11 protein-coding genes are annotated in these 15,411 nt (G+C 54.4%); 2 read left to right on the forward strand and 9 right to left on the reverse strand.

What is annotated here, in order from left to right:
• Window positions 1-7: 7 nt before the first annotated feature.
• The 6 genes from ABDW36_RS18245 to dprA form a co-directional block, all read right to left on the reverse strand.
• Window positions 8-1,936: a PKD domain-containing protein gene (locus ABDW36_RS18245; RefSeq protein WP_343703364.1), complete on the reverse strand. Its 1,929-nt coding sequence runs from the start codon at window positions 1,934-1,936 to the stop codon at window positions 8-10.
• Window positions 1,937-2,103: 167 nt separating this feature from the next.
• Window positions 2,104-4,611 (reverse strand): PKD domain-containing protein, encoded by a 2,508-nt coding sequence (locus ABDW36_RS18250; RefSeq protein ID WP_343703365.1) that lies wholly within the window; start codon window positions 4,609-4,611, stop codon window positions 2,104-2,106.
• Between the two features lie 90 nt (window positions 4,612-4,701).
• On the reverse strand, window positions 4,702-5,508 hold the full coding sequence (locus tag ABDW36_RS18255; RefSeq protein ID WP_343703366.1) for an alpha/beta hydrolase: 807 nt from the start codon (window positions 5,506-5,508) through the stop codon (window positions 4,702-4,704).
• Entirely contained in the window at window positions 5,489-7,102 is a 1,614-nt protein-coding gene (gene lnt / locus ABDW36_RS18260) for an apolipoprotein N-acyltransferase (protein WP_343703367.1), read from the reverse strand. The genes ABDW36_RS18255 and lnt overlap by 20 nt, the downstream gene beginning before the upstream one ends.
• A 78-nt stretch (window positions 7,103-7,180) precedes the next feature.
• Window positions 7,181-8,662 (reverse strand): IMP dehydrogenase, encoded by a 1,482-nt coding sequence (guaB, locus tag ABDW36_RS18265; protein ID WP_343703368.1) that lies wholly within the window; start codon window positions 8,660-8,662, stop codon window positions 7,181-7,183.
• 79 nt (window positions 8,663-8,741) lie between these two features.
• The gene (gene dprA, locus ABDW36_RS18270) at window positions 8,742-9,851 is read right to left on the reverse strand and encodes a DNA-processing protein DprA (RefSeq protein WP_343703369.1); all 1,110 of its coding nucleotides are present in this window, start codon (window positions 9,849-9,851) and stop codon (window positions 8,742-8,744) included.
• 17 nt (window positions 9,852-9,868) lie between these two features.
• Here dprA and ABDW36_RS18275 point away from each other — a divergent pair, with 17 nt between their 5' ends.
• Window positions 9,869-10,699 carry a 5'-nucleotidase, lipoprotein e(P4) family gene (locus tag ABDW36_RS18275; RefSeq protein ID WP_343703370.1) on the forward strand — a complete coding sequence of 277 codons (831 nt, stop codon included), beginning with the start codon at window positions 9,869-9,871 and terminating at the stop codon, window positions 10,697-10,699.
• Window positions 10,700-10,729: 30 nt separating this feature from the next.
• A complete protein-coding gene (locus ABDW36_RS18280) occupies window positions 10,730-11,830 on the forward strand; it encodes a hypothetical protein (protein ID WP_343703371.1) in 1,101 nt (366 codons plus the stop codon).
• Between the two features lie 59 nt (window positions 11,831-11,889).
• On the opposite strand, the gene ABDW36_RS18285 is transcribed toward ABDW36_RS18280, so the two are convergent.
• Genes ABDW36_RS18285 through folD form a run of 3 tightly spaced genes read right to left on the reverse strand, consistent with a single transcriptional unit; the run spans window position 11,890 to window position 15,348 of the window.
• Window positions 11,890-13,761 carry an OmpA family protein gene (locus ABDW36_RS18285; RefSeq protein ID WP_343703372.1) on the reverse strand — a complete coding sequence of 624 codons (1,872 nt, stop codon included), beginning with the start codon at window positions 13,759-13,761 and terminating at the stop codon, window positions 11,890-11,892.
• A 57-nt stretch (window positions 13,762-13,818) separates the two neighbouring features.
• Window positions 13,819-14,457, reverse strand: coding sequence for a 7-carboxy-7-deazaguanine synthase QueE (locus ABDW36_RS18290; RefSeq protein WP_343703373.1), 639 nt, complete (start codon window positions 14,455-14,457; stop codon window positions 13,819-13,821).
• 3 nt (window positions 14,458-14,460) lie between these two features.
• Window positions 14,461-15,348 (reverse strand): bifunctional methylenetetrahydrofolate dehydrogenase/methenyltetrahydrofolate cyclohydrolase FolD, encoded by an 888-nt coding sequence (folD, locus tag ABDW36_RS18295; protein WP_343703374.1) that lies wholly within the window; start codon window positions 15,346-15,348, stop codon window positions 14,461-14,463.
• Between the last annotated feature and the right edge of the window lie 63 nt (window positions 15,349-15,411).

Consider the following 15,411-nt stretch of genomic DNA (forward strand, 5'->3'; position numbering starts at 1 on the left):
CGTTTGTTTAACGCAGCAAAGTTACCGTTCCTTTCTTTGAAATTTTCTGCCCGTTGAGATCGGTGCCTTCAAGTATCCAGAGGTAGGTGTCAATTGCGGCCGGGCGGCCCCTGTAGTAGCCGTCCCAGCCACGGCGGAAGTCGAGCGAATCGAATATCAGCTCGCCCCAGCGGTTGAAAATGCGGAAATAAGCATAATCCCTGATGCCAACTGGGGTGAAGCGGAAGAAGTCGTTCAGCCCGTCTCCGTTGGGCGTAAAGGCATTGGGGATGTAAAATTCCGGGCCGGTGTAATACTTCACATTAATGGTATCGTACCCGAAGCAACCCTGCCGGTTGCTGACGCGCAAAACAAGATCTATCTCGCTGTTCCAGTTCAGCAGCGGATCAGGTATGCCCGGGTTATTCAGTCCTGTAGGTGGCGACCAGGCGTAGATCTCCCCGCCGGAGCCCTGCAGCCTTAATGGCTGCCCCCGCGCCAGAATGGTGTCATTGCCGGCAAAGGGATTGACCTCGTACAACCTGAAGTTTTGGGTAATGGTGGCGGCGCAGCCCCTGTCTGTTTCCAGATGGAGCGAAATGCTGTATACCCCTCCCCGGGGGAAGCGGTAAACGGGGTTGGGTATCCGGGCCGTATCCAGCGGCGTATCCGGCACGCCAAAATCCCATTGGCGGGAAACGATATGGCCATAGCGGTAGCTGGACGTGTCGTTGAACTGCACCGGGTTTTCCCGGCAAAGCCCGTTGATGGTGAAACCCGTGCGCAGGCCGGGGTAGTTGTTAATGCGGCCCGTGATACTGTCTGTACAGGGCAGGCCGGGGTTCACCACCAGTTTTACCGTATACGAGCCGGTGTCAGGGAAGTGATGGAAAAACACGTTGCGGGAGTCAGTGATGGTATCTGTACCGTCACTGAACGTCCATTGGTAAGTGGAAGTAAAACCCGCCACGCTGTTATTGGTAATGGGCACGGCAAAGCCCAGCGTATCATTGCAATGGTTGAGCAGGCTGGGTGTGGAAGCGGTAATGCGGGTTACGCAATTGTATACGGTGATGAGAATGTCTTTGTGATGCACGCCCAGCAGGCGGCCGGTGGCACGGTCCCATTCAGACACACAAACGGACACTACAAACTTGCCTGACCTGTCAGGTACGCCGGTAATGAGCCCGTTGTTATCAATAGACATCGCGGGATTGCCGCCCATGGGCGCACCGCCGTGGTAAGGCGGAATGTAACTGACGGTGGTGGTGTAGGGCGGGGGCGAAACAGCTTCGCTGGTGCGGGAAGTGCCTCCTGCCAGCGCGCTGCAAAGGGAATAGGTCAGGCTGTCCCCATCCGGGTCTGTTGCCGAATAATTGTAGCGGAACGGAAGGCCGGAGCAGATCACAGGGGCCTCATCTATCCCGAAGTAGGCGCTGTTATTGCCGGGCCTTGAATCGCTGCCAGGAATTACGGTGTAGAAGGTAGACCCTTCTCTTTCGGAATTGTAGATATTGGTCAGCGCCTCACCACGGCAGCAGCGCTGGTAAGATACGGTGTAGCCGCCCGGTACGGGCGCCAGGTCTATGGTATCGCTTTCATAAAAGGCTACTTCCAGGTAGATGGTTTGCGGGGCCAGGCAGGGGTTTTTCAAAGTGTCCCGGATGGGGCGGGTGGTTTTGATCTCCATCATTCTGGCCGCTGTAACGCGCTGGCCTGAGGCGTTGAAAATATTGACGGGTACGGGGTTCTCAAAATAGTCCAGGCACCCCTGACGGGTGCCGCATACAAAATCTCCGTCCCGGTAAAGCTTCAGTATAAAAATATAACGATAGGTCCCGTTGGTGGCATTAAAACCTACTGTGCGGTAGTAGATCTCACCGCCGATGATATGATAAGCACTGGCGGTGCTGATCAACATCCAGCTTAGTATAAGAAGGGTAACAGACTTGCCCATGGGGAAAGGCTTTCTTGTTACACTGAATTTACGGAAAATAAAGGGGCCGCTGAAATATAAATGGCCGGAAAGCCGCTACAGTTCTATATATTAAAGATAATAAAGTGTAATGCCCTAGCTGATAGATTTATCCGGAAAAAGGGTAAAAAAGGGGCTGCGGGAGGGTATCAGCGGATAAGTGTTACAGTGCCTTTATATTCAACCATTTGCCCTGTTTCATTCAGTCCGCCTACCACCCATACATAGGTGCCGTTGGCTGCCTGGCCGCCGCGCTGTCTGCCGTCCCAGCCTTTCATGTACTCCTGCGTGCTGAATACCAGCTCTCCCCACCGGTTGTATACCCTGAAGTAATCCAGTTTTGTAATGCCCACCGGCAGGGGCCTGAATACATCGTTGAGGCCGTCTCCGTTGGGCGAGAACGCATTGGGCACATATATTTCCGGGCCGGCCATAAAGCGCAGGTTGATATCGTCTTCACCCAAACAGCCTTCCGGCGTGTATACTTTCAGGTGATAGGTGAACGAACGGTCAATAGTGGTAACGGGGTTGGGGATGTTGGGATCGCTGAGCCCGTCTGCAGGGGACCATTGATAGGTATAGCCGCCACTGCCGTTCAGCTGGAAGGGGCGGCCCTTGATCACGATAGTATCGTTACCGGCAAATGCAGGCACCGGGGGCACTACGTTCACCGTAACGGAAGACGTAACTGGTTTGGGACAGCCCAGTGTATCCGTTACCGTTACCGTATAAGTGGTAGTGTCTTCAGGCCATGCCAGCGTGCGTGGCTGGCGGGGACTGGTGAGCGTACCGGCGGGAGACCAGCTGTAAAACGCGCCGCCGCTAGCTTCCAGCCAGATGCTTTCACCATGGCAGATGGTAGCGTCCGTGCCTGCGTAGGCAGCCGGCGGGTCTACCAGCTTGTAGAAAACAGAATCCCGTGCAAAGCAGCTGCCCAGCGTCACCAGTATTTCATATTGCGTGCTTCTTACAGGTACAATGGTTTGAGAACGTTGCGTGCCTACTATCTGCCGGGTGTCGAGGTCTGTCCAGGTGAAGGCGTAAGGCCCGTCTACGATAGCACTTAATGATATGGGATCTCCCGTGCAGATCACACTGTCTGCTGGTGCGGTAACCAGCAATTCGTCTTTTACGTCAATGAATATCTTTTTGGTGTTGACACAGCCTGTCTGGTCTGTGAAGGTTACTTCGTAGGTAGTATCAACGCGCGGGGTTATCACGGGCGTGGCGGTGTTTTCTCCCGTGATGTTGTACAAGGGCTGCCACTGGTAAGTGCCGGCCAGGCTGCTTTGTGCATTCAGCTGCAGGGCGTCCAGGTGACATATGGCCGTATCGCCTGTGGTGGTGAAGGGCGGCTTGTCATATATCAGCAGCGTGTCCGTTATGGTGCGTTCGCAACCCATCTCCGTACGCATGAAGAGTTTTACCACGTAGTTGCCGGGTTGTGTGTACTGCCATTGTGAAGCTGCCAGGTTAGATGTATCGTGCTGCAGGCTGGCTTCGCCAAAGTCCCATTTCAGGTATTCAAAATTGCCCACGTCATTGGTGGAGGTATTGGTGAACGTAGTGGGCTGCGTGGTGCAAAGGCCCGCAGAGTTGAAAGAAGGCCGCAGGAAGGGATATACATGCACCGTGGCATAGGTGCTGTCTCCGCAGCTGCTGTTGGGGTCTACCACCAGCTTCACCTGGTAGGTGCCTTGTGTGGCGTAGGTATGCGGGAAGGTGCTGAGGTCTGTAGTGGAAAACGGCGCCGAGCCATCCCCGAAATCCCACACGTATTCTTTACCCACGGTGCTCTGGTTGCTGAAATTGATCGTATAGCCGTCACAGTCTGCATACTTGTCTGGCATGGCCGCTGTTACCTGCCTCACGCATGATTCCACGGTAAACTGAAACTCTTTCCGGTGCTCCCCGATCAATACGCCGTTGCGGTATTCATGTGCAGACACCGTTACAATATAAAGGCCGCTCCGGGGCGCAATGCCGGAAATAAGGCCGGTTTGCGGGTCTATGGTCACCTTGTCTCCCAGCGGCTGATCTGCGGTGAACGGGCTGTTATAGCTCACCGTAGCGCCGGGCCCGCCAGACGTGACGGGTTTAGGGTCTGACTGGCTGCCGCCGGTATAGGCGGTTGAGAAGGAATACACCAGGGAGTCCCCATCAGGGTCTACAGCCGCAAAGTTGTAGCGGAAGCGGTTCTGGGCGCAGACAATGGCGCCTCTTTCCGCGTCGAAGCGGGGGCTGTTATTGGCCTGGAACCCGCTGGCGGTGCCGGGAATACGGGTGAAGTAGGTGCCGCCCACATCGTTATTGTTCGAAAAAATATTGGTAAGGCCGGTACGGCGGCAGCAGCGTTGGAAGGTGGCCAGGTAGCCGTTCACACTGGCCGGTAATTTCACCGTGCCGGAGTATAATGCTATCTGGTAGCAAACCGTGGGCGGGTTCACTATGCAGGGGTCTATGTCTGTAGCGCCATAACGCTGCAGGCTGCCGCGGTCAAACTGATAGCTGCCTACCAGAGAACCGCCGGCATGGTAGATAGTGACAAAAGCCTCCGGATCAATTTGTGAAGGCGTGGCATCACAACGGATAAAAAGTTTGAGGGTGATCTGGTACACATTGTCTGTGCCTTCGGCCCTCAGAAAATTGTAATACATTTCCCCGCCGATAACATGATCGGCCCTTGCAGCCATGGAACCCAGGCCCAAGAGGAATATAAGCAGCAGTTTCCGCAATGTTTGTGAGTGCTACGACGAATGTTGGCTAAATGCAATGAAATGGTGCAATACCAGGCTGCTTTCCTCATATACTTCCAGCAGCCCCATATGCCCTACCTGGTCAAAAATATGTATGCTGGCTACCGCGGGCATGGTTACCTGTGGCAGCGAATTATCAAGCGGTACGGCCTGATCTTCTTTCCCGATAACAAACAATACCGGCACCTGGATGGTTTTTAGCACTTCCGTGCGGTCTGGCCGGGCCATCATGGCTTCGTAATAGGCAATGCAGCCTTCCGGGGTACCGGTGGCCAGCGCCTGCTGGATGTAGTTGTCTACCCGGGCGGCCTGTTGGTTGCGGAATGTAGCGGCAAACATGCTGGGCAGCATTTGCCGGAAGAAAGGTTCCAGCCCGTATTGCTGCATCATGCGGATGGATTTTTGCCGGCCTTCTTTCTTCTCCTCACTGTCTGGCCGGGCCGTGGAGCTGAACAGCCCCAGCCCTTCCAGCAGGTGCGGGTATTTTTCCGCAAAGGCCAGGGCCACGTAACCGCCCATGGAATGGCCTATCATGGTTACCTGGCTGATGTTTTCTTCTACCAGTATGGCATATACGAACTCGGCCATACTTTCTACGCTGAGTGGATCTGTCAGTTGAGATTTGCCGGTGCCCGGCAGGTCAGGCACCAGTACACGGTAGTGGTTGCGTAAAAAGGCGGTCTGATGCTCCCACACGGAATGGTCTTCGGCAAAGCCATGCAGCAATATTACTGCCTTTCCTTCTCCTTCTGACCAGTATGCGCCTTCACGGCCGCCGTTATTGATTGTTTTCCACATACTTCCTGCGTGTTACCCTTGAAACAATGGTGTATAACAGCAGCAATATACAAAATACCGGGGGAGCTTTGGCAATGTAATCGGCGAATCTTACATAAAAGGTGAGGAACTCTTCCTGCTGCACGTTGGCGGTGAACACGCCTTCTTCCCAGTACGGCAGTTTTTCATGTACCTGCCCCCACTGGTCAATGGCGCAGGAAATACCGGTATTGGCGCTTCGCACTACCCATCTTCTTGTTTCAATGGCCCGCAGCCGCGCATACTCCATATGTTGTTTATGCCCCTGCGTATTGCCCCACCATCCGTCATTCGTGCTCACAGCCAGGAAGTTGGCGCCCTCCCGCACTTTTTGCGCCACCAGGTCGCTGTATACGGACTCGTAACAAATGGCATCAAATACCTGTATGCCGCTCACGGGATCTCTGAACTGGCTTACGCCCGGGGTAAGCCCGTAGCTGCCGGTAATACCGCCGAAGTCAAGCGCCAGCTTTTTCATGAAGGGGAGGTAGCGCATGTACGGCGTTATTTCCACGCCGGGTACCAGCTTCATTTTATGGTACACCTGTATGCTGGTGGAAGTGTCTACCTGTATGGCGGAGTTAAAGGCATCGTAGGTAAGGTTGCCGTCTGATGTGGTCCTTGCGGTGGCGGGTATTTCATCCTGCCCTGTATATTTTTTGTAGGTGGAAGCGCCGGAAATGAGCTTTACATTGGGGTACTGCCGTAAAAAGCTGCGGATGAGCTGTATCTCCGGCTGCGCGTTCAGTTCATGCTCCCAGGCGCCCTGCGGGAAGAGGGCGGTTTCCGGCCAGATGACGTAGTCAGTTTGTTCCGTTAACTGCTGCCGGGTGAGGCGCAGCAGTTTTTCCACCTGTTGCTGCGACATGCCGAAGGAGAACTTTTCGTCATACGGATCTATATTAGGCTGTACCACTACTACGGAAATACCTGCGCCTTTGGTGAAAGACAGGGCCCTTACAGCAACGGAAATGACCATGGGCGCGAGGATGAACAGCGCCGGCAGCCAGGCCTTTTTCCACCACGCAGCGCCAGCCCTGCATTGCCTGATAAACTCGTACACAAGAATATTGGCCAGCAGTACGTACAGGGAGCCGCCGGGCGTGCCCGTATATTCGTACCACTGTACCCAGCCGGGGCGTGAAGCAAAGGCATTGCCCAGCGTCAGCCAGGGCCAGCTCAGTTCCCATTGCTGGTGAATGTATTCAAATGTGAGCCAGTATACTACCAGCGCAAAATAGGCTGTAAGGCGGCTGGTACGTTCTTTCGCTATTTTAAAGCCCAGCAGGGGGATGCTCATCAGCAGCGCATTGAACGCATTGGCAAAAATGCCGCTGGCGGGTACGGTGGTATTGCCTACCCACCAGGTAGTGCCGGTGTTCCATATCCACAGCGCCAGGTAAATAAGGCCAAAATAAACGCCCCGCCGCTGCACCCGGTCCGCAATGGCCAAGAGGGGCACAAAGCCGGCAAATACGAGAAAGGTAAGGGGAGAGGTAGGCCATGCCGCCCACATGGTACAGCCTGCAAGAATGCTGAGCAGAAGGGGCATGCGTTTGCTGATGGAAGGGTTCATGCTCCAAAAATAAAATAAAAAAGAGCATACGGGGAAAGCGGTGCTCTTCGTATGCCCTTTTTAATATGTTGATAATAGTTAGCGGCTGTAGTTAGGCGCTTCCTTGGTGATCACAACATCGTGCGGGTGGTTTTCTTTCACCGTTGCGGAAGTGATCTTCACAAACTGTGCATCCTGCAGGGTCTTGATATCTTTGGCGCCGCAGTAGCCCATACCGGCGCGGAGGCCGCCTACGAACTGCTGCACTACTTCAGACAGGTTGCCTTTGTAGGGCACACGGCCTACAATGCCTTCCGGCACCAGTTTTTTGATGTCTGCCTCCACGTCCTGGAAGTAGCGGTCTTTGCTGCCTTCAGACATGGCCTCAATGGAGCCCATGCCGCGGTAGCTCTTGAACTTACGGCCTTCGTAAATGATGGTCTCTCCGGGGCTCTCTTCCACTCCGGCAAAGATGGAGCCTGCCATGATGGTGGATGCGCCGGCTACCAGGGCCTTCACCATGTCTCCGGTATAGCGGATGCCGCCGTCTGCAATAACAGGGATGCCTGATTTCTTCAGGGCCTGCGCTGCGTTCATGATGGCGGACAGCTGGGGGAAACCTGCGCCTGTTACCACGCGGGTGGTGCAGATAGAACCGGGGCCTACGCCCACTTTAACCGCGTCCGCACCAGCGGCGGCCAGCGCCAGCGCGCCTTCTGCGGTGGCTACGTTGCCGCCTATCACCTGCAGCTTCGGGAAAGATTTCTTGAGTTTTTTCAGCGCTTCCAGTACGTGTACGGAGTGGCCGTGCGCACTGTCTAGCGTTACCACGTCTACGCCCACATGGATGAGGGCGGAGGCCCTTTCCTGGAGGTCTGCCGTAATGCCCAGCGCGGCGCCTACCAGCAGGCGGCCGTAAGCGTCTTTGGCGGCATTGGGGTAGCTTTGCAGCTGCAGGATGTCACGGTAGGTGATGAGGCCTGTCAGCTTGCCCTGCTTGTTCACTACGGGCAGCTTTTCGATGCGGTGCTGCTGGAGTATTTTTTCGGCCTTCTTCATGTCAGTGCCTTCCGGAGCGGTTACCAGCTTGTCTTTGCTGGTCATCACCTCACTGATGAGCCTTTTGGTATTGGATTTTTCAAACCGCAGGTCGCGGTTGGTGAGTATGCCGATCAGCTTTTTATCACCGTCAACAATAGGAATACCGCCAATGCCGTTTTCCCGCATCATGCGCAGCGCCTGGCCAATGGTGGAGTCTGCGCTCAAGGTCAGCGGGTCCAGGATCATTCCGCTTTCACTGCGTTTTACCTTTCTTACCAGCTCCGCCTGTTTCTCTATGCTCATGTTCTTGTGCAGGATGCCGATGCCGCCTTCACGCGCCAGCGCTATGGCCAGGTTGGCTTCCGTAACAGTGTCCATTGCGGCAGACACCATGGGGATGTTGATCTTGAGATTTTTGGTAAGTTGGGAGGAGATGTTCACTTCCCTGGGCAGCACTTCTGAATAGGCTGGTACCAGGAGCACATCATCGAAGGTAAGACCGTCAGCTACAAATTTTTGTTTGGATTTTCCCGCAGGCATATTGCAATTATTTTGGCAGTTTTCTAAATAATTGCACGCAAATGTACGACTATTTTGCGTAATCAGCGCAGCTCATTTTTCATGTGCAGATTAATTGATATGTATTGCCCGGCATGGCGCGCACCAGTCCTTCCATTTCCAGCTGCAGCAGCACGCCGGGTATCTGCTGCTGCGGAATGCCGCTGCGGTACTGGATTTCATCTATATGCATATGGTTGCCGCTGTTCAGCACCGCTACCACCTGCTGCAGGCCGGGCGCCAGGTGATGGAACAACCTGCTTTGCACCACAGGTGTGGTTTTGGGCGCCGCCGGGCGCCAGTTCAGCATGTCCAGCACATCTTCCGGCCCGGCTACCAGCGCGGCTTTGTTGCGGCGTACCAGGTCAAGGCAGCCTTCGGAACGGGAGTCGCCGATACGGCCGGGCACGGCCAATACGTCACGGTTATAGCCGCAGGCTATGTCTGCGGTGATGAGAGACCCGCCCTTGATGCCGCTTTCAATCACCAGTGTGGCGTCGCACAACCCTGCCACTATCCGGTTGCGGCGGGGAAAATTCTGTTTGCCCAGCCTGGTGCCGCTGCAGAAGTCGGTCAACAACCCGCCGTTTCCCAGCATCTGCTGCGCCGTGTGGTGGTGAGCGGAGGGGTAGAGCTTGTCAAGCCCATGGGCCAATACGCCAACTGTAGGCAGCCCGTGGGCCAGGGCGGCTTTGTGGGCCGTAATATCTATCCCGTACGCCATGCCGCTTACAATAGTGATGTGGTGCGCGGCAAAGGCAGCTATGAACTGCTCGCAGATAGCGTGGCCATAGGCAGTAGGGGTGCGGGTGCCCACCACGCCCAATATCTTTTCCGCCTGCAGGTCCATATGGCCTTTGGCGTAGAGCATCACCGGGCTGTCATAACAATGCTGCAGGCGCCGTGGGTACTGCGGATCTGTATAGAACAGGGGCTGCACGCCGGCCCTTTCCATAAAGGCGATCTCCGCATCGGCCAGGTGAAAGTCGTTAAATGAACGGATGGCCGCGGCGCGTTGTACGCCCACGCCGGGAATGCTCTCCAGTAATTTCCTTTGTGCCGTGAAAACATCCTGAGCAGTGCCAAACCGGGAAAGCAGCTCTTTGGCTACCACGTCCCCTACCTGCGGAATGAGGGTTAATGCAATACGATAGTGTAATTCGTTGCGCATGGGTTAACAATTTAAGTATGATCAATTTACGGTTTTTTGGCGAAGTTTGCAGCTCATACACATTGTTATGCAAACACGTTACCTGGCATGGCTGCTGCTCTTTTTTGCAGCCTGCAAAACCCCTCAACACACCACCAGCAGCACCTCTTTCGCCAACACCGGCCCCGCCTGGGGAGCGCTCTGGCAACAACGCGCAGCAGAAGGCGCTTTGCCTGCAGGCATACCAGGCAGCGGCGCAGCGGGTGGAAGTGATGAGCCACCAGCAAACCCTGCGGCCGAGGGCCATTGTAACAGACATTGACGAAACGGTGCTGGACAACAGCCCCTTCTCCGCCAAAACTGCCCTGGCCGGCCACCCTTATTCACAGCAGGCATGGGAAGCGTGGACCGCCCTCGCCGCGTGCGACACGGTGCCGGGAGCGCCTTCGTTCTTCAAATATGCCGCGGAAAAAGGCTTTACCATTTATTACGTGACCAACCGGCTGGAGACAGAAAGGGCCGCTACCCTGAAGAATTTGCAACGCTGGGGTTTCCCGTTTGCGGACAATGAACACCTGATCCTCTCCAATGGCAATTCCAACAAGGAACCCCGCCGCAACGAAATAGCGAAGAAGTTCGAGATTGCCATGCTGGTGGGCGATAACCTTGGCGATTTTTCGGAAGTATTTTATCATAAGTCTCCAGCCGAACGGGATGCCGCGGTAACGCAGCTGCAGGCGGAGTTTGGGGAACGTTTTATTGTGCTGCCGAACGTGATGTATGGTGATTGGGTGACGGCGTTGTATCCACGCGGGCTCACACCGGCGCAGGTAGATAGTGTGATGAAGATGCAGGTGAAGAGTTATTGATTTTGTATATTCAGGGAAACGCTATACACTATGAAAAAGATCATCCTGTTTTTTGGCCTGGTAATTATTTCGAATTTGGTTGTTGCGCAGTCCCTTCCGGCGGGTGTTAGCTTTCAATCGCCAGACGTTCAGGTGCAGCCACCGTCCCATCCCTTGGGGTTGTCTCTATCCACAACCACCAGTTTTTTGAATAATCAGGCAGTGAGCAGCTTCGGCCTTCAACGGAAACAGTTTCATTCTGCCCAGCCGACAGGTAATGATATGAATGATGAAGTATCTATTTGGATTAAGGGTTATTATCAGAATACCGCTGTTGCCTTGCCGGTATTGCTGGGTGGTTATGGCTGGAATTCAGAGACGGCTCACATGATTGTTGACCGCAATGGTAGTGTTGGTATTGGTACGCTGGTGCCGGGGAGCTTTGCTAACCAGAACCTGGTAAACTATCCCCGCACATATGCTCAGCAAGACAGGGTAGTAAGCATTATATCTGAGGAACAGCCTGTTCTGGAATTCGGCCGTCCTGTAACTGCCATGAGCGCAGGGGAAAGAGTAGGTGCTATTTTCTTCACCAACACCACCGGCCAGGCGGACGCACACCGGCAGATAGCTGGAATTTGGGCGGAAAAGGTTGGCCTGCCGGACTATCCTTACCTTGCAAGCGCACGCCTTGTTTTTGCCACCAAAGTGCCTGGTGGTCCACACTACAACAAAATGACCTTCGATGAATACGGCAACCTCTCCATCGGCACTCCCACAAGCGGCGGCTACAAACTCGCCGTTAACGGCCCGGTGAAAGCCCAAAAAATAAAGGTGACCCAAACCGAATGGCCTGATTATGTATTCGAACCATCTTATCAACTAAAATCGCTCGAAGAGCTGGAATCTTTCATCTCCAAATACAAGCACCTCCCTGAAATGCCCTCAGCTGCGGATGTTCAGCAAAATGGGCTGGATGTAGGGGAGAACCAGGCAAAATTGCTGCAGAAGATAGAAGAGCTTACGCTCTATATGATCGATATGAATAAAAAAATGACCACGCAGGAAAAGGTAATAGACGCGCAGCAGCAACGGCTGGCACGGCAGGAGAAGGAACTGGAAAATCTGAAGAAACAAATTAGCCAAGACTGAATTAATAAAAAAAGAAACCGCCGCAAACACCACGGCGGTTTCTTTTTTATCAAACGATCTTACAAACTGATCACCTTCAACTCCGTTCTCCTGTTCTGCGCACGGCCGGCATCGGTATCATTGGTATCTACCGGTTTGCTTTCACCATAACCTTTGGCCTTCAGCCTTTTTGCCGCTATGCCCTGTTTCACCAGGTATTCCACCACTGCCTTGGCCCGGTTTTCGGAGAGCACCTGGTTGTCCGTATCGCTGCCCACATTGTCTGTATGCCCGCTCAGCTCCACTTCCATGGTGGGGTTGCTTTTCAGCAGGGCCACCAGTTTGTCAAGCTCTGTGGTAGAAGCGGGTTGCAGGGTGAATTCGTTGCTGGCAAAGAAGATGTTGCGCAATACCACCACGGCGTTGGCTTCCAGCGGTTGCAGCGGCACGTTCTTTTCAAATGGCTGGCCTTCTTTCACCTCTTTCAGCGAAAAGTTCTCGGAATAAAAGAGATAGCCTTTCCGGCTTACGGAGAGCGCATAGTCTTTACCGGTAGGCAATGGCACAAGGTAATCCCCGTTCTCGTTACTGCGTATGTTCGCTACTGTTAGTTTGGTAGCCAGGTCTGTAAGCTCCAGGGCGGCTACCAGGCGCTGGTTGGTTTTTACATCGTATACATACCCTCTTACGTAGAGCGTGGGCTGCGGCCGGGCGGCTTCATACAGCTCAAAGCTGTAGATGTCAAGAGAGCCGCGCCCGTCAGAGCGGTCGGAGGCGAAGTAGGCCGTAACGCCGTCTGCGGCTACGGTGAGGCTGCCGTCTTCGTCAATGGTGTTGATGGGGTAACCCAGGTTTACAGCGGGCCCCCAGGAGCCGTCCGGCTGCAGGCGGGAATAGAAGATGTCCAGTCCGCCGAAACCCTGATGCCCGGTAGACGCAAAGAACAGCGTTTGCCCGTCTGCATGCAGGAAGGGCGTCATTTCGCGGCCGGGGGTGTTGATATTGGGCCCCAGGCGTTCTGCCAGGCTCCAGCGCCCGTCAGCACTGCGGCGGCTCACAAAAATATCGGCGCCGGCATCCTGTGTTTCGCGGGTGAAATAGAGCGTTTGTTTGTCTGGCGAAAGGCAGGGTTGCGATTCCCACAGTTCGCTATTGATGGCAGGGCCGATATTGCGCGGGGCCTGCCAGCCGTCAGCGGTTTTAACAGAGTAATAAATATCGCAGCTGCCGCGCCCTCCCGGGAAATCACAGCCGGTGAACACCAGCATTTCCCCGTCTTGCGAAATGTTCTGTGCGCCTTCATTAAAGGCGGAATTGACAGGCTCTCCCATGTCTTTGGAGAGCTGCCATTGCAGGCTGTCTTTTTCCGATACAAAAAAGTCTTCATTCCGGCCGCCCACGCGGCGTGTATACACCAGCGTTTTGCCGTCTATGGTCAGGGAGGGGAAATATTCCGCGTCTGCCGTGTTGATATTGGGCCCCAGGTTCTTAGGCTCAAAAGGCACGGGTTGGGTGGAGAGGGCGTACTCCATGTTCTTTTTAAACTGGGCCTGTTCAGCAGAAGGTTTTTTAGAAATAGCGATCTGCTCTTCCACCATCTTCAGGGCATCTGCAAATTGCCCGTTGCCGGCCAGGGCCTTGGCGTAAGACATGCGGATGAAACGCAGGCCGTCAGCATCAATTTCCAGCAGTTTTTTAAAGGCGGCGATGGCTTCCTTGTACTGTTTTTTAGCCACATAGGTAAGGCCCATCTGGCCGTAGGCATCGGGATAATTGGGCTTTACTTTCAGGGCTTCGTTCAGGAAGTGGATGGCGTTGTCATACTGATAAGTGCGCATGGCCTGGATGGCCTGTTCAAACAGTTCGCCGGCCTTTCTGTCGGCCTTGTCCGTTTTTTGCGCCATCAGCCCCAGGCTGATCAGGCAGCAGAGTGATAACAGGATGTGTTTCATAGTTAATCACTAAATAACGGAAAAAAAGGGGTTTATGATATGGAAGCGTGAAGAAGATCAGGGAACGTTGATGTATTTGTGGATCTGCAGGGAGATCTGCCATTGGGGGTGTTCTTTCACGTAATCGATGATGTAGGGCGTCATTTCCGCGGCGCGGCTCCACTCCGGCTGCAGGTACAGCTTGCATTGCCGGCCCACCAGCGCTGCATATTTCTCTGCCCAGGCAAAATCAGATTTGTTGTAGATCACTATTTTCAGCTCATGCGCTTTGGCGCAGATTTCCGGCAGGGGCGCCTTGAATTTTTTGGGAGAGAGCGTGATCCAGTCCCAGCTGCCGCTCAGGGGAGAAGAGCCGGAGGTCTCAATGTGGTTCCTGAACCCTGCTTTGTGCAGGGCGTTCGTAAGCGCTGTCAGGTCATGCATCAGCGGTTCCCCGCCTGTGATCACGGCAATGCGGCCGGGGTTGGCGGCTGCTTCCAGCACCATGTCGGGGATGGCCATTTGAGGGTGTTTGCCGGCATCCCAGCTTTCTTTCACGTCACACCATACACAGCCTACATCACAGCCGCCCAGGCGGATGAAATACGCAGCCTTCCCCTGATGGAAGCCTTCCCCCTGCAGGGTGTAGAAAGATTCCATCACGGGTAAGGTAGCGGTATGTAAAGCGGTGCCCTGCATGGTACAAAGGTAGCTCATTTATCAGTTCTGATGCCCGCGCTGCCCGGTGGCGGCGAGGTAGGTGTTTTTCAGCAAGGCGGCAATGGTCATGGGGCCTACGCCGCCGGGAACAGGGGTAATGTAGCTGCAGCGCGGTGCTACGGCTGCATAATCCACATCGCCCACCAGGCGGAAACCGCTCTTTTTGGACGCGTCTTCCATACGGTTGATGCCCACGTCTATCACTACGGCGCCTTCTTTCACCATATCTGCCGTTACAAAATTGGGGCGGCCAATGGCGGCAACCACAATATCCGCCTGGCGGCAGATCTCTGCGAGATTTTTTGTATGGGAGTGGCACAGGGTTACCGTGCAGTTACCGGGATTGGTATTGCGGCTGAGCAGGATGCTGACCGGCGTGCCTACAATGTGGCTGCGGCCAATCACTACAGCGTGCTTGCCTTTGGTGTCTATGTTATAATGCTCCAGCATCAGCATAATGCCGTAAGGAGTGGCGGGAATAAAAGCCGGCAGGCCGCTCACCATTTTACCCACGTTCATGGGGTGGAAGCCGTCTACATCCTTGCTGGGGTCTATGGTATTGATCACCAGCTCTTCGTTGATGTGTTTGGGCAACGGCAGCTGTACGAGAATACCGTCAATATCCGGATTTTCGTTCAGCATGGCAATATGGTCCAGCAGGTGTTTTTCAGGGATGGTGTCCTCAAAACGGAGCAAGGTGGAGTTGTAGCCGATCTCTGCGCAGGATTTGACCTTACTGGCCACATAGGTTTCGCTGGCGCCGTTGTTGCCTACCAGTATGGCGGCGAGGTGAGGTATTTTTTTGCCCTGGGCCTTCAGCGAAGCCACCTGCGTGGCCAGTTGATCTTTTACAGCCTGGGATACGAGTTTGCCGTCTAAAATTTGCATGCGCAAAGGTAAGGAAAAAAACGGCGAATGGAAAGGGGCTGCCTGGCCAGAGGCAGCCCCGTA

It is taken from the genome of Chitinophaga sp. (genome assembly GCF_039596455.1).
Classification (GTDB): Bacteria; Bacteroidota; Bacteroidia; order Chitinophagales; family Chitinophagaceae; genus Chitinophaga.

Bases quoted from the DNA above. Each gene is read 5' to 3' on its own strand.
- ABDW36_RS18245 (WP_343703364.1), bottom strand. From the start codon at position 1,936: ATGGGCAAGTCTGTTACCCTTCTTATACTAAGCTGGATGTTGATCAGC.
- ABDW36_RS18250 (WP_343703365.1), bottom strand. From the start codon at position 4,611: ATGTATTACAATTTTCTGAGGGCCGAAGGCACAGACAATGTGTACCAG.
- ABDW36_RS18255 (WP_343703366.1), bottom strand. From the start codon at position 5,508: ATGTGGAAAACAATCAATAACGGCGGCCGTGAAGGCGCATACTGGTCA.
- lnt (WP_343703367.1), bottom strand. From the start codon at position 7,102: ATGAACCCTTCCATCAGCAAACGCATGCCCCTTCTGCTCAGCATTCTT.
- guaB (WP_343703368.1), bottom strand. From the start codon at position 8,662: ATGCCTGCGGGAAAATCCAAACAAAAATTTGTAGCTGACGGTCTTACC.
- dprA (WP_343703369.1), bottom strand. From the start codon at position 9,851: ATGCGCAACGAATTACACTATCGTATTGCATTAACCCTCATTCCGCAG.
- ABDW36_RS18275 (WP_343703370.1), top strand. From the start codon at position 9,869: ATGATCAATTTACGGTTTTTTGGCGAAGTTTGCAGCTCATACACATTG.
- ABDW36_RS18280 (WP_343703371.1), top strand. From the start codon at position 10,730: ATGAAAAAGATCATCCTGTTTTTTGGCCTGGTAATTATTTCGAATTTG.
- ABDW36_RS18285 (WP_343703372.1), bottom strand. From the start codon at position 13,761: ATGAAACACATCCTGTTATCACTCTGCTGCCTGATCAGCCTGGGGCTG.
- ABDW36_RS18290 (WP_343703373.1), bottom strand. From the start codon at position 14,457: ATGAGCTACCTTTGTACCATGCAGGGCACCGCTTTACATACCGCTACC.
- folD (WP_343703374.1), bottom strand. From the start codon at position 15,348: ATGCAAATTTTAGACGGCAAACTCGTATCCCAGGCTGTAAAAGATCAA.